Origin of the sequence: Companilactobacillus versmoldensis DSM 14857 = KCTC 3814 (genome assembly GCF_001434295.1) — a bacterium.
In the GTDB taxonomy this organism is placed as follows: domain Bacteria; phylum Bacillota; class Bacilli; order Lactobacillales; family Lactobacillaceae; genus Companilactobacillus; species Companilactobacillus versmoldensis.
The window spans coordinates 1-20,746 of sequence record NZ_AZFA01000029.1 but is presented as its reverse complement, the minus strand read 5'-3'; the positions used below and the strand labels follow the sequence as shown (position 1 = coordinate 20,746).

The following is a 20,746-nucleotide window of genomic DNA, read 5'->3' as shown; positions in this document are numbered from 1 at the left end:
ACCAGAAAGTTTAGACCCATATAAATTAACTGAGAGAAACTGACGAGTTTCTTTCAGTTTTTTTGTGTTTGCGTTAATATCGTATTATGAAAATAATTTTGAGGTGAGAAAGTGTCAAATAAAGATGTACTGGTTTTTGAAATTGAAAAAGCCAAGGGCAAACCCAGAGATATAAAAAAACAAAAAGATTATTGTCCTTTTTGTGATACAGAAAACTTGACCAACATTGTTGATCAAAAGGGTGACATGATTTGGCTCAAGAATAAATTTAGGACCCTCAAAGATACTGATCAAACGGTTTTGATCGAATCACATGATCATTATGGAGATATATCTAATTATTCTGTCGAAAAAAACCAGGAGGTTTTTGAATACGCCTATGACTGCTGGAATCAAATGATTCAGAGTCAGAAGTATACTAGTGTACTAATGTACAAAAATTTTGGCCCAATGTCTGGCGGATCGTTGAGACATCCACATTTACAGATCATCGGTTTGGATAAAGTTGACGGATATAAGCATATTGAAGCTGAGAATTTTACAGGAATGGATGTTTTTAATTCAAAACATATCAATGTCAATGTTTCTCAAAAGCCGATCATGGGTTTTGTTGAATTCAATGTGACTATCAATAATCCTAAATATATTGACGACTTGGCTGAGTTTACTCGTGTAACTGTCAAATATGTTCTAGACGATTTATATGGGGGTAAATTCGATTCTTATAATTTATTCTTCTACAAAATTGGACGTAGAATCATTTGTAAAATTGAAGCAAGGTATGTTGTTTCTCCATATTTTGTTGGTTATCGATTATCACAACGTGATGGGGATAAGCAAGTCAGTGGTATTGCAGACGTATTATTAAAGCGACTGCAAGAAAATGCTCAATCAGAAGAGATCCAAAAACTTTAGAAATAAATAATTGCTACAAAAAGGGCGCTGAATTTTTTCAGCGTCCTTTTTGGTATCTAATTCTATTTCTAAAGATGATTTATTGGAACATAGGGGAGTTTCATAAAAGAACTTTTCTTTATTCACCTGGTTTGTAATCTTTATCAATTACTAAAACAGGTTTGATAGTTTTACCACTAACTGATTCTGCATCGGCTTCGTTGATTTGATCGAAATCGAAGAGCTTTTCAGTTAAGTCGAATGGGAAGACACCCATTTGATAGAACTTGATCAAGCGAGGAATATCAACTTGAGGAATTGAATCACCCATATTTACACCGACGACTTTTTTGTCATCAACACAAAGGTCATTCCATGTGCTGAGATCAATGTTATGTGGAGTAACGGCGATAGTAGCTGATGTACCACCTTGTGTTAAAGCGGTGATGGAATCTTCCATAACTTTTTTAACACCTGTTGTATCAACAGCAAAGTCAACACCTAGGCCACTAGTGATTTTCTTGATAGCTTCTACAGCGTCTTCTTTAGAACTATTGATAACATCAGTAGCACCTAACTTCTTAGCTAATTCCAAACGTGATTCAACAATATCAACGGCAATAACGTTGACACAGCCAGAAATCTTGCTGGCCATCATAGCAGCAAGACCAACGGCACCAGTACCGAAGACAGCAATCGTGTCACCAGGTCTTGGCTTCAAAGTATTGAAGACAGTACCACTACCTGTAACATATCCACAGCCAAGTGGTCCTAATTTACGTAAATCAAGTTCCTTAGGTACTTTAACAGCATTACGTTTGTCAATGACAGTATGTGTTGTAAATGATGATTGGTTGAACATATCACTAACGTGATGACCATCTTCTGTAAAATGATCTGATCCGTCTGGACGTGTACCGCTCAAATTTGATGCGGCATAATTCCGACATTGTGTGGGTTTACCTTTCAAACAGTTATCACATTCACCACATGAATAGAATGACATGATGATATGATCACCTGGCTTGAAGTTTTTAACATTCTTACCAACTTTTTCAACGATTCCTGAACCTTCATGTCCCAGAACAACAGGGAAACTGAAAGCTGCATCTCCAGTTCTCAATGCTTCATCAGAGTGACAAATACCAGAAGCAACAACCTTTACTTGAAGGCCGTCATCAGTGATATCTGCTAATTCAACGTCATCTTTGATGACGAATGGATCATTAACTTTATCAACTACAGCTGCTTTAATTTTCATAATAAAATTTCCACCTCATATTCAATAATTATGGTATCGCTTTCTTCAGTTGTGTATTATTTCACTTTTATTCAGAAAATGCAAACTTGTTTTCGTTATTTTCTTTCATCGCCAGTCATCATTAAGTAGTAAGCTTTATATTTTTTGTAAAAACTATTTTTGTTTTTCATACCAATATCCTCAATAATTTCAGAAATTGGTAAGTTGGTGGAGGTTATCATATTATGCGCTTGAATCAAGCGTTGGTTCATAACTAGGGTCGTGAAAGGTATGCCAACTTCGCGTTTTATGAAATTACTTAGATAATTTTTATTGTAATCATATTTCTTAGCAAGTTTCTCTAACGAGATATCACGAAATTCCTCGGAAATATCTTTTAAAATTTTTATCACTAATTGTTGCTGTGGGCTTCTTTTATCAGTTGATACATGATAGTGGCGAACTAATTTGGTCAATAAAATTGACAAGTATTCTTTAATGATCGAATTAGAAAATTCACGTTTTGAATAGTATTCTGTGATGATATCTTCCATCGTATAACGGATATCATTATCAATATTGTTTCGGAAAATGATATAGCGTACAGTGTTACTTTCTCCGGACACTCGATTCAATAAGAAGTCATATAAGACCGAGTTGCTGCGGCGCATGTCATCTAAGAAATTAATACTAATGGATTGATCGCGAAATAGCAGATTTATCAAAATGTCATTTTCGCTAAGTTTACCGATTGAGTGAGTGCACCCAACATCCATTAGTAAAAGATCACCTTTATTTAGGTGAACATTTTTACCATCTACTATTTGGTCGCAGGTACCATTGAGCATGTAATTCATTTCTAGAAATTGATGTGAATGCTTAGGATAGGCGGCAAATCGGTCATGCTTACTGATATATATGTCACGATTCCTGAAAAAATAGTTGTTCGATACTTTGATATTCGTGCTTTCATTCTTTTTATAGATAGCTTCTTTCGGCAGATCTTCCACATGTTTACCAGTTTTTAATTGTTTTACTTCAATCAATTCATGCTGCTTCAAACGGCTTAAGACTCGTGAATCCATGAACATGCCCCCTGTATTTTTGTTACTCAACAACTGTATTACTGCCATTGTACCACTTTACTGAAAGCGGTTATATTTAAATTGCAAGTTGGTGATAGCGCTCTCTTCAAAAAACAAAAAAGTGGGGTGTATTTATGAGTGGTTCGAAAAAGAGTTCACTGAAATCGACCTTTACAGTTTCCTTGACCAACTTCTTGGATTCTGACTGTATCGTTGCCGGTGCCAGTGGTTTGACACTTTGGACAAGCGAATTCAATCTTAATAGTTTTGAGGTTGGTTTGTTAGGTGCCTTAAGTGCTAACGCATTTGGTGCTGCTATCGGTGCTTTGTTCGGTGGGCATTTATCTGATAAGTATGGACGTAAGGTTATTTATACTTACGACATGTTGGTTTACATGTTAGGTGCTTTGATTGTTATGTTTTCTATGAATTTCCCAATGTTATTATTAGGCTTCATTATTTTGGGGGTTGCCGTTGGTGCTGGTGTTCCCGCATCATGGACATACATTTCTGAAACGTCTGAGAGTAACGATCGGGCTGAGAATATAGGTATTTCACAATTTGCTTGGTCCATGGGTCCAGCGATTATCTTTATTCTTGGTGTTGTATTTTCACCACTTGGTCTATTAGGTAACCGGATTTTATTCGGAGTATTGTTCGTCGTTGCTTTGATTGCTTGGAGTTTGCAAAGAAAACTTCACGAATCAGAGGAATGGGAAGAGCAGAAGGCCCGTGAAAAGGTCACTGGTGTAAAGCCACATCCTTATAAGGATCTTTTCTCAAATTGGATCAGTGTTAAATCATTACTATTCTTGATTGGTGTATACATGTTCTGGAATTTAGTTGCCGGAGCTATGGGATTCTTTATGCCATATGTATACGAAACAGCCGGTGGATTGACAAATCTACAAGCTAACTTGCTTCAGGCTGTACTTTGGATCTTTACTGCTTTAGCTACATACTTTGGTTTTGCTAAGTATGGTGATAAAGCAAACCACCGTATCTTCTATTTCGTCGGTGGTGCCATGGGTGTTGCTTCTTGGCTCATCTTGACATTTACAGGTATGAGTTGGACAAGTCTTTGGTTGTTCGTTCTTATCTGGGGTATTTCTGCAGGTATCGGTGCACAAGCTTGGTACGCACTTTGGGCTACCGAGTTGTTCCCAACTAAATATCGTGCCGGATCACAAGGTGTTATGTTCTTTGTTGTTCGTGCTTCAGCTGGTATTTGGTCAATCATCTTCCCAACAATCTTGTCGACAATGGGCTTCAAGGCTGCCGGAATGTTCATGATTGGATTGCTTTTGATTTCATTAGTTATCGGTACTATTTGGACACCAAATACACGTGGTAAATCCTTGGATGAGATAACTGATGAAAGATATAACCAGAACAAAACTATTAACAAAAAGAATGCAACTAACACATCGAGTGGAAAGGAAGCTTAATCATGTCAAAAGCTTATGTAGCAGTTGATATCGGTGCCTCCAGTGGACGTTTGATGTTAGGTACATTAGAAAATAAGAAATTAAAACTCCAAGAGATGCATCGTTTTAAAAATGGCTTTACTAAAGAAAATGGACATGACCGTTGGTCGATCGATTCCATCTTGGATGAGATCTTCAAAGGCTTGGAAAAAATCAAAGCCGCTGGATATGATGATGTAACTTTAGGTATCGATACTTGTGCAGTTGATTATGTTCTAGTTGGAATGGATGGTGAAAAGATTCAAAATCCAATTAGCTATCGCGACAGTCGAACAAAAAATGCTATGCAAGAATTGACATCTGATCTTCCTAAAGATTACATCTATAAGAAAACTGGTATCCAATTCCTCAACTTCAATACCTTGTATCAACTTTACGAGGAAAGTAAGCCGGATTTGGAAAAGACCGACAAAATCATGATGATACCTGACTATATCGGGTATGTCTTGACTGGTAATGCTGTAACAGAAGTTACTAATGCATCCACTACGCAGATGTTGAATTTACGTGAAGGATTATTTGATAAGAATCTATTGAAAAAAGTAAATGTGTCACAAGATCAATTCCCAAGATTGGTCGAATCAGGGACTATCTTAGGCAATATTCGTCATAAGTGGCATAAGAAGTATGATCTTCCAGAAACAGAAGTTGTTACCGTAGCAACTCACGATACAGCTTCAGCTGTCTTGGGTACGCCAGGTGAAGGTGAACACTGGGCCTTCTTGAGTTCAGGTACTTGGTCATTATTAGGGACCGAATTAAATGTTCCTGAAAATGGTCAACTAGCCTTCAAAGGCAATTACACCAATGAGTGGGGTGCTTATGGTACTTATCGGTTCCTTAAAAACATCATGGGACTTTGGATGATCCAATGTGTCAAAAAGGAATTAGATGATAAGTATAGTTTTGCTGAGCTAGCCGATTTAGCTGGACAAGTTAAACCTTTCCAGCAATTCATTAATGTTAATGATGATCGGTTCACTAATCCTGATAATATGATCAAAGAAATTCAAACATATTGTCGCGAATCTCAGCAAAAAGTTCCTGAAACACCTGGTGAGATCGCCATGGCAATTTATTCTAACTTAGCTTTGTATTATGCCAATGAAATTGAAGATTTGAACAATATCCTTGGATATAAGCTTTCAACTCTCAATATCGTTGGTGGGGGTTCAAATGTTAAGTTATTGAATCAATTGACAAGTACTTTGAGCAACATTGATGTATATGCAGGACCAAGTGAAGCTACTGCAATTGGTAACTTGATCGTGCAAATGATCACTAAAAATGATGTTAACAATATTGGTGAGGGTCGGAAATTGATCCGTGACTCCTTTGGAGTTAAGAAGTTCGTTCCTGAAACTCACAAATATGCTGATGTGTTACACAGGTATCAAGAGTTCCTTGAAAATAATGAAAGGACGACGGTTCAATGAAAAGATTAGGACAAATTATGTATTTGCATAAAGACTCCTACGCAGAATATGCCAAAAGGCATAACAACCTTTTTCCAGAAATGCGCAAAGCCTTGAAAGAAGCCGGAGCACATAACTACTCGATCTTCTTGAACAAAGACAACGGTGAGTTATTTGCCTATCTAGAAGTCGACAACATCGAAAAGTATAACGATATCGCTAAAACTGATGCTGCTAAGAAATGGTGGGCATATATGTAGCCTTTGATGGATACCAATCCTGATAAGAGTCCAGTCACTGTCGACTTGGATGAAGTGTTTCATTTAGATTAAAAAATATGGAGGGGAAACAAATTGACTAAATCAGAAAATATTGAAGAAGCTTATAAAACTGCCAAAGAGCGTTATGCCGAAATCGGTGTTGATACCGATAAGGTTTTAAAGGATTTGAAGAAAGTTAAGTTGTCAGTTCACTGCTGGCAAGGTGATGATATTCATGGATTCCTATTCCCAGGACAAGCATTAACCGGTGGTATTGGAGTTAGTGGTAACTATCCAGGAATTGCTCGTACACCAGACGAATTATCAAGTGACTTGTCAGAAGCACTTTCATTGATACCTGGTAGTCATAAAGTTCAAATGCACGCTATCTATGCTGTAACTGACAAGAAGAAAGACTTGGATGAACTTGAACCCGAAGACTTCAGCTATTGGGTAGATTGGGCTAAGAAAGAACATATTGGTTTGGATATGAACGGAACATTCTTCTCACATCCAATGGTTAAAAATAACTTTACATTGGCAAGTCCTGACAAAGATGTTCGTGACTTCTGGATCGAACATGGTAAGAGAACTCGTGAAATTGCCAACTACTTTGGTAAAGAATTAGGTCAACAATCAATCAACGATGTTTGGATCCCTGATGGCTTCAAGGATAATCCTATCGACAAGGCTACACCACGTCTTCGCTTAATCGATTCATTGGATCAAATGATCGAAAAGAAATATGACGAAAAGAATACTATCGAGTCATTCGAAGGTAAGTTGTTTGGTACAGGTATTGAATCATATACTGTTGGTTCACACTTGTTCTACAACAATTACGCTATTACTAGAGGTAAGTTATGGACAATTGATTCCGGACACTTCCACCCAACAGAAGATGTTTCTGATAAGTTCTCAGCCTTCTTACCATTTGGTAAAGGTTTGATGCTTCACGTTTCACGTCCTGTTCGTTGGGATAGTGACCATGTTGTTATCTTTGATGATGCATTGATCCGTATCGCTCGTTCATTAGTTCTTGATAACGAATTGAACAAGACTAATATCGGACTTGATTTCTTTGATGCAACTATCAACCGTGTTGCTGCTTGGGTCATTGGTGCCCGTGCTACACAAAAGGCTATTTTACAAGCTATGTTGGAGCCTATTGATCAATTGAAACAAGCAGAATTGAACTTTGACTTCACAACAAGATTAGCTGAAACAGAAGAATTGAAGTCATATCCATTTGGTGCTGTATGGGATGAATTCTGTGTACAAAACAATGTTCCTGTAGGTACTGACTGGTTGAACAATATTCATCAATATGAAAAAGACGTCCAATTCAAGCGTGACGGCAAATTAGTAAATAACTAAATTTTATCGGGGTTTAATAGAAGGGAAGCTACTTAATTATGAAATTTAAGGATTCGAAATATGTTGAAAAGATGTCTGAAATTACTAATGAGTTATACAAACATGGTTGGGACGAAAGAAATGGCGGTAACGTCAGTCTTCGTTTAACTCAAGATGAAGTCGATCAATTCGACGATTTGGATAAAACACTTCGTAACATCCCAATCAAATTTGATGCAACCCCTCTAGCTGGACAATACTTTTTGGTTACCGGGACAGGACGTTATTTCAAGAACGTCCACAATTATCCAGAACGTGATACTGGACTAGTTCGGATCACTGACGAAGGTAATTCTGTTGACCTGCTCTGGGGCTTTAACGACGGAGGAGAACCAACAAGTGAATTTCCATCACATTTGATGACTCATATCAATCGTCAAAAAGTTGATTCAAATCAAAGAGTTGTTATGCACTGTCATCCAACTAACTTAGTTGCATTATCATTCACTCATGAATTGGATGAAGGCTCAGTTAGCCGTCTATTATGGAAGATGCAAGCTGAATCATTGGTCGTCTTCCCAGAAGGTATCGGAATTATTCCTTATATGACTCCTGGTACTAACGAGATTGGTCAAGCAACCGCCGATAAGATGAATGAATTCCGTGTCGTTATGTGGCCACATCATGGTATCTTTGCTTGTGGTGACAGCATGGATGAAGTTTATGGCTTGATCGAAACAGTTGAAAAAGCTTGCATGATTTATACAGCCATCAAGAGTCAAGGTGGAGATATCTTGCAAAGTATTACTGATGACGACTTAAGAGATCTAGCTAAGTCATTTAATGTCACACCAAATCCTAATTTCCTATCAATGCAACCAATCAATAATTAAAGAATTGCATAAATAGCAAAAATGGTATAAATGCGTTAATTCTAATTGAATTAACGCATTTTTTTTGTCAAAATTAATAGGATTATTAATATCTGCTAACATTTATGTTAAATTGTGAAATTGATTGTTTTTACTGTTAAAATATAAGAGCAAATAAAAGGGAATTGGTGAATTATGGAAATTTCAGAAATATACGGAAATGTACTTTCGGGTACAGTGACTGACTTAAATAAAGATGAGGCCTTCGTTCAGATCGAAGGTATCACTTTTGCAATGGATCTCAGTGAGTTAGATGAGATCCAAGAATTAGGGGATGAGCTTGGTGGCTTTGTTTACGAAAATCAAGCTCATAAAAATAAAATTACTACCGTTATGCCTAAAGTCATGAAGGGAGTTTGGGATTATGCAGACGTGATCGATGTCAGGACTGATTTAGGTGTCTTTGTCGATTCAGGTTTAAAAGATAAAGATCTCGTGGTCTCTTTAGATGATCTACCATTAGAACATTCAGAATGGCCAAAAAAAGGTGATCGAGTCATGGTCGAACTTTCAGTCGATCATAAAGGACGCCTTTGGGGTAAGTTGGCTGATTTGAACCTTTATATGCAATTAGCTCGTAGTGCTGGCGATCAAGAAAAAAATCGTGATGAAGATGGAGTCGTCATTGCTATCCGTAATTCGGGTACTTTTGTGATGACTGAAGATTATTACATTGGTTTTATCCATAGTAATGAACAAGACGGTCCATTAAGAATCGGTCAAAAAGTCAAAACAAGAGTGATTGGCTCAAGTCACCGTCGCCTTAATTTATCCATGAAGCCTCGAGCTTATGAGGAAATAACACCAGATGCTGAGATGATTCTAGCTGTTTTAGAGCATGCTCGTGATGGCAAGATCCCTTACACCGATAAAAGCGATCCAGATGATATCAAAGAATATTTTGGTATCAGTAAAGGTAGCTTTAAACGTGCCTTAGGTAACTTGATGAAACAAAGAAAAATCGAACAGAAGGATGGCTTCACGTATTTGAAGTGATAATAGGAGTGGTACCAATGAGTGAAAAAGTACAAGTAAACTGCCAATATATGAAAGATACAATTAGCGACTATTCTCGTTATTTGCGACTTGACCGTGGATTGTCGAAGAACACTATCACTTCATATCGTCAAGATCTATTAGAGTTCAGTCATTATTTAGAACAATCAGGGATGAAAACTTATCCAAATGATCATTTACAGATCACCAATTTTTTTGCCTTTCAAGATCAAGTTGGAAAGTCAAAAACTAGTGAGATCAGACTTTTTTCGACTTTAAAAAAGTTTTACCAGTGGATGGAATTGACCGATGATATTGATGTCAATCCAATGAATGAATTGGAAGCACCCAAAAAAGCTCAACATTTACCAGTCGTCTTATCAATGGAAGAAGTTGTATCGTTGATCGAGTCTCCTGATGTGAGTAAGCCTTTAGGAGTTAGGGATCGAGCAATTTTTGAAGTCATGTATGCGACTGGTTTACGGGTCAGTGAATTGATCAACTTGTCAATGGATGATCTACATTTGGATCTCGGATTGATCAAGACAGTTGGTAAAGGCGATAAAGAACGTTTGTTACCGATTGGGGAGACAGCTATCAAATGGCTCAAGCAGTATTTTGAAAAGACCAGAACTAATTTAACTACTAGATATGGCGAAAAAACAGCTGTCTTTTTGAATTTCCGTGGCCAGCATTTAACACGTCAATCCATTTGGAGGATGATCAAAAAATATATCCAACAAGTAGGCATCAAAAAAGATGTCACACCGCATACGCTCCGTCACTCATTTGCAACTAATCTTTTGGCAAATGGTGCAGATTTAAGGGTGGTCCAAGAATTATTGGGACACTCGGATATTTCGACTACCCAGATTTATACACACATCAATCAAACTCGTATGAAACAAGTTTATGAACAAGCTCATCCACGAGCTTAGGAGGCTTTTATGTTAACTAAATATAATAAAGATGAGAATCAAAAAATCACTATGGGATTCTTGTCATATATTGATGACTTAAAAGACATGTCGAATTTAGAACAAGAATTAAAATTGTACGATGAGGATGAGAATAGGCAGCTTTATCTATGGAAAAGTAATGTTGAAGACTACTCAGGTATTATTGCTCTCTCATTTTCTCAAAAAACGGTCTTCATTGAATATATCAGCTTGTCACCGTCGTATCGTTCACAAGCTAATACTTTCAAAATTTTCGATGATGTCCACCAAAAATTTCCGAAGTATACTATTTTAGGAAGCTTTGATTTGGTGGATCAATTGCGTCAATGGTCAGAAAGACAGCAAAAACAAGAAGCTGAGGCTGATTAAATGGAAAAATTACAATTAGTCTTGACTGACTTTGAAGGTCCGATTGATCTATTATTACATTTGATCAAAGAATCCAAGATCGATATCTATGACATCCCGATTGCTGATATCACTCAGCAGTATCTTGATTATTTAAACAATATGAAAGTTTTGCAATTAGATATTGCTGGAGATTACTTGGTCATGGCGTCAACTTTGATGTCGATCAAGAGTCGGATGTTGTTGCCGAAGGCTCCAGATGAAATAGAAGAAGCAGATGATCTGGAAGACCCTCGTGATGAGTTGGTCTCACAATTATTGGCTTATCAGACTTTCAAACGAGTGGTGGATTATTTTCAACAAAAAGAAACTACTCGAGCTCGTTCATTTGATAAGGAGCCTAGTGTTCCTAAGAGCCAGATAAGTCAGTTCTTAGTTCCCGGATCAGTAACGATCAATGATCTAGCTGAGACTTACCAGCAGGTCTTAAAGGAACAGGTGCAGCATGCACCAAGGACTGAAATGATCGAAGATGAGGCTATTTCTATTGAAGCAGCACAGAAATCGATCATGACACAGCTTTTGCCTCATAAACGGGTCTCATTTAAGTCATTGATGCAGGTCGGTCATGGTATCGAAGAGGTCGTGACCGATTTCATGGCCATTTTGGAATTGGTCCGTAACCAAGATGTCTTAGCGTTTCAGGCGGACTTAAAAAGTGAGTTATTTATTGAATTGAGGAATTAATCTTGTATCAAGCAGAAATTATGGCATTATTATTCGTGGCGGGAGATCAGGGCATTGCCGAAAACGACCTCGCCAATTTGCTATCCATTGATAAATCAGCAATTCGGCAAAATTTGGAGCAATTAGAGATCAAGTTGAGCCATGATAAGGCTTCAGGTCTTAAATTGGTTCGATTTAAAGACACTTTTAAATTGGTGACTAAGTCTGAGTATGCTGAAGTTTTGACACGATATTTCAAGTCAGGACTAGGCACGAAATTGAGCCAGGCAGCTTTGGAAGTTTTGTCGATCGTCGCTTATAAACAACCGATCACTCGGATCGAAGTTGACGACATTCGAGGTGTCCAAAGCTCTGGTAGCGTTAATACGTTAGTGGCCAGAAAACTGATCAAAGAACATGGCAAAAAGGATGTTCCTGGACATCCCAATCTTTACGTAGTTACTGATTACTTCTATGATTATTTTGGGATCAAGGATATCGATGAATTGCCTAAAATAGAGGAATTTTCGACTCCTGAAGGAAACATTGATTTATTTAATGATCCCAATTCCAATAATGATCAGGATCAAGCTGCCGAATGATCGGCATAACTTCAGAGTCAAAACTAAGGGGAAAATATGAAAAATGAAAAAATTCGCTTGCAAAAGGCAATGTCTGATGCAGGAGTGGCTTCTAGACGCAAGTCAGAGCAAATGATTGCTGACGGTGAAGTGACAGTCAATGGCAAGACCATCACGGAAATGGGTGTCAAAGTCGACAGCCACGATAAAGTTGAAGTTAACGGAATCCCATTACGACATGAGAAAAAGCGCTACATCCTTATGTACAAGCCACGTGGTGTCATCTCGGCTGTTAAAGATGATAAAGGCCGCAAAGTGTTAACCGATCTCCTTGAGGACGATGTTGATGAAAGAGTTTATCCAATTGGAAGACTTGATTATGACACTTCAGGTTTGATCTTGTTGACTAACGATGGTGAATTTGCCAATCAATTGATGCACCCTCGATATCATGTTGAGAAAATCTACGTTGCAAAAGTCGAAGGTATCTTGACAACTGAGGAGATCCGCAAGATCGAAGGCGGGATCAAATTCAAGGACTATACCAGTGCACCTGCCAAGGTAAAAGTTATGTCTAAAGACAATAAGAAGAAAACATCGATCGTTAGATTAACGATTCATGAAGGACATAATCACCAAGTTAAGAATATGTTTCAAGCAGTCGGTCACTCAGTGGAAAAACTTTCCCGTGAACGCTATGATTTCTTGACTTTGGAAGGATTGGTCTCAGGAAAGTATCGTAACTTGACTCATCAAGAAGTGGCGATGTTGAAGGAAAGAAAATAGTTTGCTATAGTTGAATTATAAATTAAATAGTTGGTTTTCANGGCAGGGTGTAATTCCCGACCGGCGGTACAGTCCGCTACCCAGTTTTGCTGGTTGATTAGGTGAGATTCCTAAACCGATAGTTAAAGTCTAGATGGAAGAAAACAGAGAAGGTCTGTTTTGGTACGCCCAAAATAGGCCTTTTTTCTTCGGGGATCAACGGAAGAGGTTGATTTTATGGGAAAAAGTACTTATAAATTTCATTCTTTGATCGGTATTTCGATCTTATCCGCGTTAGCAGCAATCATCATGTTTTTCGAATTTCCAGTTTTGATTTGGCTACCGTTTCTGAAAGTTGATCTAAGTGACATCGTCACATTGATCGGTTCATTGATTTATGGTCCGGCTGGTGGTATAGCCATAGCTTTCATCAAAGCTTTGGTCCACTGGATCATCACCGGACAAGGCGCTGCTGGAGTCATCGGTGATTTTTCAAACTTCATCGGGGCCGTCAGCCTCCTGTTGCCATTCACTTATTTCTGGCAACGTGGCAAAAAATTTACAGCCGTAATTTCTGGAGTAGTCGTCATGACCATTGTGATGTCATTATTGAACTATTTCGTAGTTATGCCTCTCTACATTAATGTCGTAGGGATGCAATTGAACATGAGCTTGGCTCAGTATGTTGCGACAGGCGTGATTCCTTTCAATATTATTAAGTCGTTAATAAACTGTTTAGGGGTTATAATTATTTATCCACGATTAAAGGGTCATTTTCGGACTCATTACTAATTCTTAGGCATTTTTAACAATCTTTTAAGAAAAAATTTAACTTAATATGCTATCCTTAGTAGGTAGAAATTAGGAGGTTGAGTTTTAATGCCCGAAAATAACAATAAGAACAATTCCGGTTCAAAAATTCCTGCTTCAACCGAAGGTTTGAGTCGTAAGGGTTCTGTTAGCCCAGAAGACTTACGTAAGTATAATTTGGTTGACTCAGAAAATGAGTCGACGCCAACTAACTCAGAGAGTGTCGTTGGTAAGGACGTTGGAACTAGTTCAGATTTCGTCAATAATGTTCCTCGTTCAGAACCTGATACACCTTCACAAGCTTCCCAATCAAATGGTGATCATTTGCAAGCAAGTAAGGAAAGCGATGAAATGAAGAAGACCGCTGCAGGTGTTGCTGCAGGTGCCGCAACTGGTGCTGCTATGAGTAGTCAAAATAGTCAAGATAAGCAAAATGGTCAAGACGACTCTCAAGGTCAACCTGAAACTCGCGAAAATACTGCAGACAATTCTGAAGATAAACCATGGGAAAAGACATTTGATTCTGATACTGATGAATCAGGTCACGTTTCACGTGCTGTAAGTAAAAGCAAGCAGCGTGGTAATCATACCTTGGTCGCAATCTTAGTCATAATTTTAATTGCCTTGATGTTCATTCCGGTCGCTATGTATTTTTTCCATGGTGATAGTAACAATAGTAGTATGGACAGCAATCAGACTGAGCAGTCAGTTGAAAAGCAAGATAAAAATTCATCGAAAAAATCTGCAAACAAAAAATCAGACAAGAAAAGCAACAAAAAGAAGAATTCTGATAGTAAGAAAAGCAGCAACAAGAAGAAATCTAGTAGTAAGTCAAATTCTGGTACAGTGAATGAAAACACTGATGCTAATGAGGCTGCTTCAACTAGTGGATCAACTGCAAATTCTGGTCAAACTAGTTCCTCAGATACTTCTGGAAATACTGGCTCGACTTATGGCACTTCGGGACAGACCGCTGCTAATGGTTCAACTGGGACGACTGCAAATTCAACTAGTGGTAGTTCTCAGACGACTGGTTCGACAGGCAATTCTTCACAGGAAGCTTCTGCAAGTCAATCTTCAATACCTTCAACTTATATTGTTAAACAAGGTGAAGGCTGGTACCGGGCTGCTGTCAATAGTGGGATGAAAATTGCTCAATTGAAAAGTTTGAATCCCGGAGTAACTACTTTGTCTCCTGGTACTCAATTAAAGATCAAATAATTTGAATAACATTGGATAATTTATCCAATCAATACTAAAGATGCGTAACGAAATGCAAATTCTTTCAATGAATTGTTTTGTTGGAGAGTCAAGCGATTCGTTGCGCTTTCTTTTTGAATTTGGAGTAGATGTAAAATGGAAATCGCAATCGACGGACCAGCTTCTGCTGGTAAAAGTACCATCGCTAAATTAATCGCAAAGCAATTAAAATTCATTTATTGTGATACAGGTGCAATGTATCGTACGGTGACATTGCTTGCAAAAAAATATCAAATAGATTATGGTAATGTGTCTGGTATTTTAAAACTAATGGATAAACATACTATTAAATTTAATAATACTGATCATGGTCAAGAAGTTCTTTTAGATGACGAAAATGTTTCTGAAGAAATCAGAAGTGAGGAGATCACCAATAATGTTTCTCAAGTTTCTGCCATCAAAGAAGTTCGTGAAAAGTTAGTTGAAATGCAACGTCAATTGGCAAATGATAGTAATATTGTCATGGATGGTCGTGATATTGGGACCACAGTTTTGCCAGATGCTCAAGTCAAGATCTTTCTGATTGCCAGTGTCGCCATCCGTGCCAAAAGACGATATGATGAAAATATCACCCGGGGGATCAAGACACCTTTGAAGAAACTCGAAGATGAGATTGCTGCCCGTGACTATAAAGATTCGCATCGTAAAGTATCGCCGCTCAGAAAAGCTAGTGATGCGGTCGAGGTAGATACTTCAGATATGACCATTGAACAAGTTGTCTCAAAAGTTTTAGAAATAGTTGCAGAAAACAAATAAGGAGGTACGCCCATGGCTGTTCCAGTAGTTGCCTTAGTTGGTCGTCCCAATGTTGGTAAATCTACGATTTTTAATCGAATAATCAATGAACGTCTTTCAATCGTTGAAGATACACCTGGAGTTACGCGAGATCGGATCTATGCTCGTGCCAGTTGGCTAGGAAAGGAATTCCGCTTGATCGATACTGGTGGTATCGACATGTCGGATGAACCTTTAACGGTCCAAATCAAGAATCAGGCTGAAATTGCGATCGATGAGGCGGATGTGATCGTCTTTATCGTTAATGGTCAAAATAGTGTTACTAAAGAAGACGAAGATGTCGCTAAAATATTGTATCGTACGAAGAAACCAATCATATTAGCTGTTAATAAAGCTGATAATCCTGAACAACGGGAAAACATCTATGATTTTTATGCTTTAGGATTCGGTGATCCTAATCCAGTTTCCGGATCACAAGGAACTGGGATCGGTGACCTACTCGATGAGATCGTCAAAGCTTTTCCGACCGAAGATAAGCATGACCAAGATGATTCGATCAAATTTAGTTTTATCGGTCGTCCTAATGTTGGTAAATCTTCATTAGTCAATGCGATTTTGGGTGATGAACGGGTAATCGTTTCTAATATCCAAGGAACGACTCGTGATGCCATTGATACGAAATATTTCGATGAGCGCTTAGAAAAAGATTTCACGATGATCGATACCGCCGGGATCAGAAAACGTGGTAAGGTCTACGAAAATACTGAAAAGTATTCCGTCCTACGTGCTTTGAGTGCCATCGATAAGTCTGATGTGGTTTGTGTAGTTTTAAATGCTGAAGAAGGTATCCGCGAACAAGATAAACGTGTCGCAGGTTACGCTCATAATGCTGGTAAGGGTGTTATCATCGTCGTCAATAAATGGGATGCTCTGAAGAAAGATACTCATACGATGAGAGACTTTGAAAATGTTATCCGAGATCAATTTCAGTATTTGTCCTACGCACCGATCTTATTTACTTCAGCTGTGAAAGGACAAAGATTAGAGCAGATCCCAGAATTAGTTTCCAAGGTCTACGATAATCGTCACCGTCGGATCCAGTCGGCTATGCTGAATGACTTATTGTTGCGGGCAACTTCGATTGCACCTACACCAGTGGTCAATGGTAAGAGATTGCGAATCTATTACATGACACAAGTGGCTGTTCAACCACCTACTTTTGTTGTCTTCGTAAATGACAATGAATTATTGCATTTCTCTTATGAGAGATTTTTGAAAAATCAATTACGTGAAACTTTTGATTTTGAGGGCACGCCAATCAAAATCCTGCCAAGAAAGCGTAAGTGACGGGATTTTCAAGGAAAAGCAAAATTTTGATTAAATATTTTATAAAAATACCTATTTTAAGGACTTTTGGCGGTTAAAAGCTTGCTCAATGCCTATTGCTATGGTATTTTTGTTATTGGAATGATGAACACAAACGTCAATTGTTCATAGTTTCTAAAAAAATTTTTTTATCTCCGGAGGTTATCAAATATGGCAAACAAAGCAGAACTTATCGATAGTGTTGCTAGCAAAACAGGATTGACAAAGAAAGATGCAACTTCAGCAGTAGATGCTGTTTTTGAATCAATTCAAGAAAACTTATCAGAAGGAAACAAAGTTCAATTGATCGGCTTTGGTAACTTCGAAGTACGTCAACGTGCTGCCCGTAAGGGTCGTAACCCACAAACAGGTGAAGAAATTAAGATTCCTGCAAGCAAAGTTCCTGCATTTAAACCAGGTAAAGCTTTGAAGGATTCAGTTAAATAGTATTACTTCTTGGGGGCGGTCGAATGACCGCTTTTTTTACGCATTCAAACAGATAATTTTGGAGGAAGATAATTGAGTAAAGCAGACGAGGTAATTGAAACAATTGATGCCGGAGATTTTTCAGATGTTGATCGTTTGATCCAAGAATCATTAGATCAAGATGATGATCAAACCAAGTTTTCCTTGGCTGAAACATTATTGAGTCGAGGATTATCCGTGCAAGCTAAAACAGTATATGAACATTTATTGACTTTATATCCTGATGAGGGGCAGATTCTTTCACGATTGGCAGAGATCGCTGTTTCTGATGGTGATTCTGACAAAGCATTGAATTATATTTCACAGATCGGACCGGATTCTCCATCCTATGCCGAAAATCTGCTGGTATCGGCGGATATCTATCAATCGCAAGCAATGTATGAGGTCAGCGAGCAAAAGTTGTTAGAGGGCGTTAGAAAGTATCCTGATGAAGATGTCTTCCGCTTTGCGATTGCTGAATTGTACTTTGATGAGAACAAATTCAGTAAAGCTATCGTATTTTACAATTTCTTGCTGGATGATGGTATCGATGAATATTCTGGTATCTCACTAAAGATGCGCAAGGCTAGTTCTTTAGCAGGGATGGGTAAGTATGAAGAGGCCATCAGTGAATTTGAGGATCTGAATGTGATCGAATTGAACGAAGATGCTCAATATCAACTAGGATTTCTCTATAACCAAGTAAAAGATTATAATAAATCTATCTCGACTTTGGAAAAATTATTAGAGACGAACCGTGATTATCCAACGGCCTATGTTGTCCTTGCAGACGACTATTTAAACATCAAAAATAACCAGCAAGCATTCAAATATGCTCAACTTGGTTTAAATTTGAATGAATTGGATGAAAAACTCTATGAGACAGCGTTTGATGCCGGTATTGCTTATTCACCTGATGAAGCTCTAAAAATCATCACAAAGGGAATCAAGACGGTTGAGCACCCCTTGACATTGCTCATCCGACTAAGTGATTTCTATATTACACATGGACAATATCAAAACAACCTTGATTTGTTGAGCGGAGTCGATACGAACAACAATCCAAAATTAACTTGGAATTTGGCCAAGTCGTATTTTGAAACTGATGATATGGCAGCTGCCCAAGAAAATATCGGCTTAGTTTTTGATGACTTCAAAGATAATTTAGACTACTTAAATGATATGATTGAAATATTACGGAGTAGTGGGGACGAACAAGCCTTAAAAGCTGCCCTACAGCTATACTTGAAACAAGATCCTGATGATGAAGATAAACGAGAACTTTTAGATCAAATGAGGTAATTTTATGCAACTGAAACAGCTTCCTGAAGATTTTCAAACTGCTTTGCCAATTTTAAAAATGATTGAAGACGCTGGATTTGAAGCCTATTTTGTCGGTGGAAGTGTTCGTGACCACATTTTAGGTTTACCGATCCACGACGTCGATATTGCTACGAGTGCTTATCCTGAAGAAATCAAAAATATTTTTAAACGCACCATTGATACCGGGATAAAACATGGAACGGTGACAGTTTTGATGAACGACAATTCTTATGAAATAACTACTTTTCGGACCGAATCGGGTTATCAAGATTTCCGTCGACCCGATAAGGTGACCTTCGTTCGTTCATTGACTGATGACTTGAAGCGGCGTGATTTTACGATCAACGCCTTAGCGGTCGATCATAATGGGAACGTGGTCGACAAATTTGATGGATTAGCTGATTTGAAGAACCATCTGATCAAAGCCGTTGGAGTAGCAGAGGAAAGATTTCATGAAGATGCTTTACGGATGATGCGAGCAGTCCGTTTTCAGGCCCAGCTGGATTTCACGATTGAAGGCAAAACTGAACAAGCAATCGCGGACAATGCTCATTTATTGTCAAAAATCGCTGTTGAAAGAGTCCATGAAGAATTCGTAAAAATGTTCTACGGTCAGGCTTGGAAGACAGGCTTCGCTGATTTCTTGCGACTAGGTCTCTCAGAATATTGTCCAGATTTTCAGGGTCAAACAGCTAAATTAAAAAAATTGGCACAAGCCAAAAATATTGTTATGAATGATGAAACGATGGTCTGGACTGCAGTTGGCTTTTCGTTAGGATTGTCTGGTGAAGAACTTAATCAGTTCTTACGTGACTGGAAAGTTTCAAATAAAATCAGGGAAGATTGTCAATCGACCGAAAAAATGCTTCGTGATTTCCAACACAAAGAAATTGATGTTTGGCAAATTTATTTACTAGGTGTCAAAAATGTTTCTCGAGTTGAATCCTTATGTGAACTATTTGATATCACAATTGATAATAAAAAAATTAATGAAAAAGTCGCTAAAATTCCGATAAAAGATTCACATGCATTGAAAATAACTGGAAAAGATATCATTGATATTCTGAAAATAAAGCCAGGTCCTAAAATCGGTGAATACATGACTAGCCTTGAAAAGGCCGTCGTTACGCAAACGGTTACAAATTCCTATCAAGATTTAGCAAGTTATTTGTTAATCTTGTAACAACCGTGTTATCATTAACTTGTTAAGTATTTATGTATTCGAAAGGGTGATAACATGAGCAAACATGTATTTAAGGAGCTTAAGTTTTATTTCAGAAACGAAGATACCTGGACAGTCAATCATGGTGAAATGAGTGATGTTTGGATCTCACGTGTTACAACTAGCTTTGGACGTATCAGCGGTGGACGTATGCAAGAAATCCATCCATGCAAGAGTTTCAGAATTGAAATCCTTCCAGAAGCTGATTACATTAAAGATACTGATGTTTCAACTGCTGCTATGGCAGACGGTATGTTCAATCGGATTATTAAATATCAAGATCTTGAAAAGGTCGATATTATTTTTGGTGAAGATGAAAATAAAGATCCAATGCAAATTTATTTACCATTCAAGCAAAAGGATGCTGAAGGTTTAGACAATGCCTATCAATCATCAGCAATTTCCAAGAAGAACGGTAAGCTATATTTGACAGTTAATAAAGAAAAGACTGTTTATGATGTCTATAAAGAAGAACTTTAATCAGTTTTTCATTAATCAATAAAATTTTGGCTCTAAGTCAAA

The 20,746-nt window shown here is 37.8% G+C and carries 21 protein-coding genes, 1 pseudogene and 1 riboswitch; of the genes and pseudogenes, 20 read left to right on the top strand and 2 right to left on the bottom strand.

Features of this window, described 5'->3' with window-relative positions:
- Nucleotides 1-111 precede the first annotated feature (111 nt).
- Nucleotides 112-915 carry a DUF4931 domain-containing protein gene (locus FC27_RS10580; RefSeq protein WP_010623442.1) on the top strand — a complete coding sequence of 268 codons (804 nt, stop codon included), beginning with the start codon at nt 112-114 and terminating at the stop codon, nt 913-915.
- A 118-nt stretch (nt 916-1,033) separates the two neighbouring features.
- Here the strand turns inward: FC27_RS10580 and FC27_RS10575 are convergent, their stop codons facing one another.
- Both FC27_RS10575 and FC27_RS10570 read right to left on the bottom strand, forming a co-directional pair.
- On the bottom strand, nt 1,034-2,155 hold the full coding sequence (locus FC27_RS10575) for an NAD(P)-dependent alcohol dehydrogenase (RefSeq protein ID WP_010623443.1): 1,122 nt from the start codon (nt 2,153-2,155) through the stop codon (nt 1,034-1,036).
- A 95-nt stretch (nt 2,156-2,250) separates the two neighbouring features.
- Nucleotides 2,251-3,219 (bottom strand): helix-turn-helix domain-containing protein, encoded by a 969-nt coding sequence (locus tag FC27_RS10570; protein ID WP_010623444.1) that lies wholly within the window; start codon nt 3,217-3,219, stop codon nt 2,251-2,253.
- A gap of 134 nt (nt 3,220-3,353) precedes the next feature.
- Between FC27_RS10570 and FC27_RS10565 the strand changes: the two genes are divergently transcribed.
- The 19 genes and pseudogenes from FC27_RS10565 to FC27_RS10475 all read left to right on the top strand — a co-directional run bounded on the left by FC27_RS10565 (nt 3,354) and on the right by FC27_RS10475 (nt 20,704).
- Nucleotides 3,354-4,667 (top strand): MFS transporter, encoded by a 1,314-nt coding sequence (locus tag FC27_RS10565; protein WP_010623445.1) that lies wholly within the window; start codon nt 3,354-3,356, stop codon nt 4,665-4,667.
- Between the two features lie 2 nt (nt 4,668-4,669).
- The gene (gene rhaB / locus FC27_RS10560) at nt 4,670-6,142 is read left to right on the top strand and encodes a rhamnulokinase (protein ID WP_010623446.1); all 1,473 of its coding nucleotides are present in this window, start codon (nt 4,670-4,672) and stop codon (nt 6,140-6,142) included.
- Nucleotides 6,139-6,453, top strand: a pseudogene (gene rhaM / locus FC27_RS10555) (L-rhamnose mutarotase). Before rhaB ends, rhaM begins: the two are co-directional and overlap by 4 nt.
- 21 nt (nt 6,454-6,474) lie before the next feature.
- Nucleotides 6,475-7,758: an L-rhamnose isomerase gene (locus FC27_RS10550; RefSeq protein ID WP_010623448.1), complete on the top strand. Its 1,284-nt coding sequence runs from the start codon at nt 6,475-6,477 to the stop codon at nt 7,756-7,758.
- A 38-nt stretch (nt 7,759-7,796) separates the two neighbouring features.
- Complete coding sequence (gene rhaD, locus FC27_RS10545) at nt 7,797-8,630, top strand: rhamnulose-1-phosphate aldolase (protein ID WP_010623449.1); 834 nt, start codon at nt 7,797-7,799, stop codon at nt 8,628-8,630.
- A 174-nt stretch (nt 8,631-8,804) separates the two neighbouring features.
- Complete coding sequence (locus tag FC27_RS10540; protein ID WP_010623450.1) at nt 8,805-9,665, top strand: CvfB family protein; 861 nt, start codon at nt 8,805-8,807, stop codon at nt 9,663-9,665.
- Between the two features lie 17 nt (nt 9,666-9,682).
- Nucleotides 9,683-10,603 (top strand): site-specific tyrosine recombinase XerD, encoded by a 921-nt coding sequence (gene xerD / locus FC27_RS10535; RefSeq protein ID WP_010623451.1) that lies wholly within the window; start codon nt 9,683-9,685, stop codon nt 10,601-10,603.
- A gap of 9 nt (nt 10,604-10,612) precedes the next feature.
- Nucleotides 10,613-10,993, top strand: a complete 381-nt coding sequence (locus FC27_RS10530) for a hypothetical protein (RefSeq protein ID WP_010623452.1) — start codon at nt 10,613-10,615, stop codon at nt 10,991-10,993.
- A complete protein-coding gene (locus FC27_RS10525; protein WP_010623453.1) occupies nt 10,994-11,719 on the top strand; it encodes a segregation and condensation protein A in 726 nt (241 codons plus the stop codon).
- Nucleotides 11,720-11,721: 2 nt separating this feature from the next.
- Complete coding sequence (scpB, locus tag FC27_RS10520; protein WP_010623454.1) at nt 11,722-12,300, top strand: SMC-Scp complex subunit ScpB; 579 nt, start codon at nt 11,722-11,724, stop codon at nt 12,298-12,300.
- Nucleotides 12,301-12,336: 36 nt separating this feature from the next.
- A complete protein-coding gene (locus FC27_RS10515; protein WP_010623455.1) occupies nt 12,337-13,065 on the top strand; it encodes a pseudouridine synthase in 729 nt (242 codons plus the stop codon).
- Nucleotides 13,066-13,094: 29 nt separating this feature from the next.
- Nucleotides 13,095-13,214: riboswitch (FMN riboswitch) on the top strand.
- A gap of 67 nt (nt 13,215-13,281) precedes the next feature.
- Complete coding sequence (locus tag FC27_RS10510; RefSeq protein WP_010623456.1) at nt 13,282-13,836, top strand: ECF transporter S component; 555 nt, start codon at nt 13,282-13,284, stop codon at nt 13,834-13,836.
- 87 nt (nt 13,837-13,923) lie between these two features.
- Nucleotides 13,924-15,075 (top strand): LysM peptidoglycan-binding domain-containing protein, encoded by a 1,152-nt coding sequence (locus FC27_RS10505; protein ID WP_010623457.1) that lies wholly within the window; start codon nt 13,924-13,926, stop codon nt 15,073-15,075.
- A gap of 135 nt (nt 15,076-15,210) precedes the next feature.
- On the top strand, nt 15,211-15,870 hold the full coding sequence (gene cmk / locus FC27_RS10500; protein ID WP_010623458.1) for a (d)CMP kinase: 660 nt from the start codon (nt 15,211-15,213) through the stop codon (nt 15,868-15,870).
- Between the two features lie 12 nt (nt 15,871-15,882).
- A complete protein-coding gene (gene der, locus FC27_RS10495) occupies nt 15,883-17,196 on the top strand; it encodes a ribosome biogenesis GTPase Der (RefSeq protein ID WP_010623459.1) in 1,314 nt (437 codons plus the stop codon).
- 189 nt (nt 17,197-17,385) lie between these two features.
- Nucleotides 17,386-17,661, top strand: coding sequence for an HU family DNA-binding protein (locus FC27_RS10490; RefSeq protein WP_010623460.1), 276 nt, complete (start codon nt 17,386-17,388; stop codon nt 17,659-17,661).
- A gap of 72 nt (nt 17,662-17,733) precedes the next feature.
- Nucleotides 17,734-18,981 (top strand): tetratricopeptide repeat protein, encoded by a 1,248-nt coding sequence (locus FC27_RS10485; protein ID WP_010623461.1) that lies wholly within the window; start codon nt 17,734-17,736, stop codon nt 18,979-18,981.
- A gap of 4 nt (nt 18,982-18,985) precedes the next feature.
- A complete protein-coding gene (locus FC27_RS10480; RefSeq protein ID WP_010623462.1) occupies nt 18,986-20,185 on the top strand; it encodes a CCA tRNA nucleotidyltransferase in 1,200 nt (399 codons plus the stop codon).
- Between the two features lie 54 nt (nt 20,186-20,239).
- Nucleotides 20,240-20,704 (top strand): hypothetical protein, encoded by a 465-nt coding sequence (locus tag FC27_RS10475; RefSeq protein ID WP_010623463.1) that lies wholly within the window; start codon nt 20,240-20,242, stop codon nt 20,702-20,704.
- The last annotated feature ends 42 nt before the right edge of the window (nt 20,705-20,746 follow it).

Excerpts from the sequence above, each read along its gene's own strand:
- FC27_RS10575 (WP_010623443.1), bottom strand. The coding sequence starts at position 2,155 with ATGAAAATTAAAGCAGCTGTAGTTGATAAAGTTAATGATCCATTCGTC.
- FC27_RS10570 (WP_010623444.1), bottom strand. The coding sequence starts at position 3,219 with ATGGATTCACGAGTCTTAAGCCGTTTGAAGCAGCATGAATTGATTGAA.
- FC27_RS10565 (WP_010623445.1), top strand. The coding sequence starts at position 3,354 with ATGAGTGGTTCGAAAAAGAGTTCACTGAAATCGACCTTTACAGTTTCC.
- rhaB (WP_010623446.1), top strand. The coding sequence starts at position 4,670 with ATGTCAAAAGCTTATGTAGCAGTTGATATCGGTGCCTCCAGTGGACGT.
- rhaD (WP_010623449.1), top strand. The coding sequence starts at position 7,797 with ATGAAATTTAAGGATTCGAAATATGTTGAAAAGATGTCTGAAATTACT.
- FC27_RS10540 (WP_010623450.1), top strand. The coding sequence starts at position 8,805 with ATGGAAATTTCAGAAATATACGGAAATGTACTTTCGGGTACAGTGACT.
- xerD (WP_010623451.1), top strand. The coding sequence starts at position 9,683 with ATGAGTGAAAAAGTACAAGTAAACTGCCAATATATGAAAGATACAATT.
- FC27_RS10530 (WP_010623452.1), top strand. The coding sequence starts at position 10,613 with ATGTTAACTAAATATAATAAAGATGAGAATCAAAAAATCACTATGGGA.
- FC27_RS10525 (WP_010623453.1), top strand. The coding sequence starts at position 10,994 with ATGGAAAAATTACAATTAGTCTTGACTGACTTTGAAGGTCCGATTGAT.
- FC27_RS10515 (WP_010623455.1), top strand. The coding sequence starts at position 12,337 with ATGAAAAATGAAAAAATTCGCTTGCAAAAGGCAATGTCTGATGCAGGA.
- FC27_RS10510 (WP_010623456.1), top strand. The coding sequence starts at position 13,282 with ATGGGAAAAAGTACTTATAAATTTCATTCTTTGATCGGTATTTCGATC.
- FC27_RS10505 (WP_010623457.1), top strand. The coding sequence starts at position 13,924 with ATGCCCGAAAATAACAATAAGAACAATTCCGGTTCAAAAATTCCTGCT.
- cmk (WP_010623458.1), top strand. The coding sequence starts at position 15,211 with ATGGAAATCGCAATCGACGGACCAGCTTCTGCTGGTAAAAGTACCATC.
- der (WP_010623459.1), top strand. The coding sequence starts at position 15,883 with ATGGCTGTTCCAGTAGTTGCCTTAGTTGGTCGTCCCAATGTTGGTAAA.
- FC27_RS10490 (WP_010623460.1), top strand. The coding sequence starts at position 17,386 with ATGGCAAACAAAGCAGAACTTATCGATAGTGTTGCTAGCAAAACAGGA.
- FC27_RS10480 (WP_010623462.1), top strand. The coding sequence starts at position 18,986 with ATGCAACTGAAACAGCTTCCTGAAGATTTTCAAACTGCTTTGCCAATT.
- FC27_RS10475 (WP_010623463.1), top strand. The coding sequence starts at position 20,240 with ATGAGCAAACATGTATTTAAGGAGCTTAAGTTTTATTTCAGAAACGAA.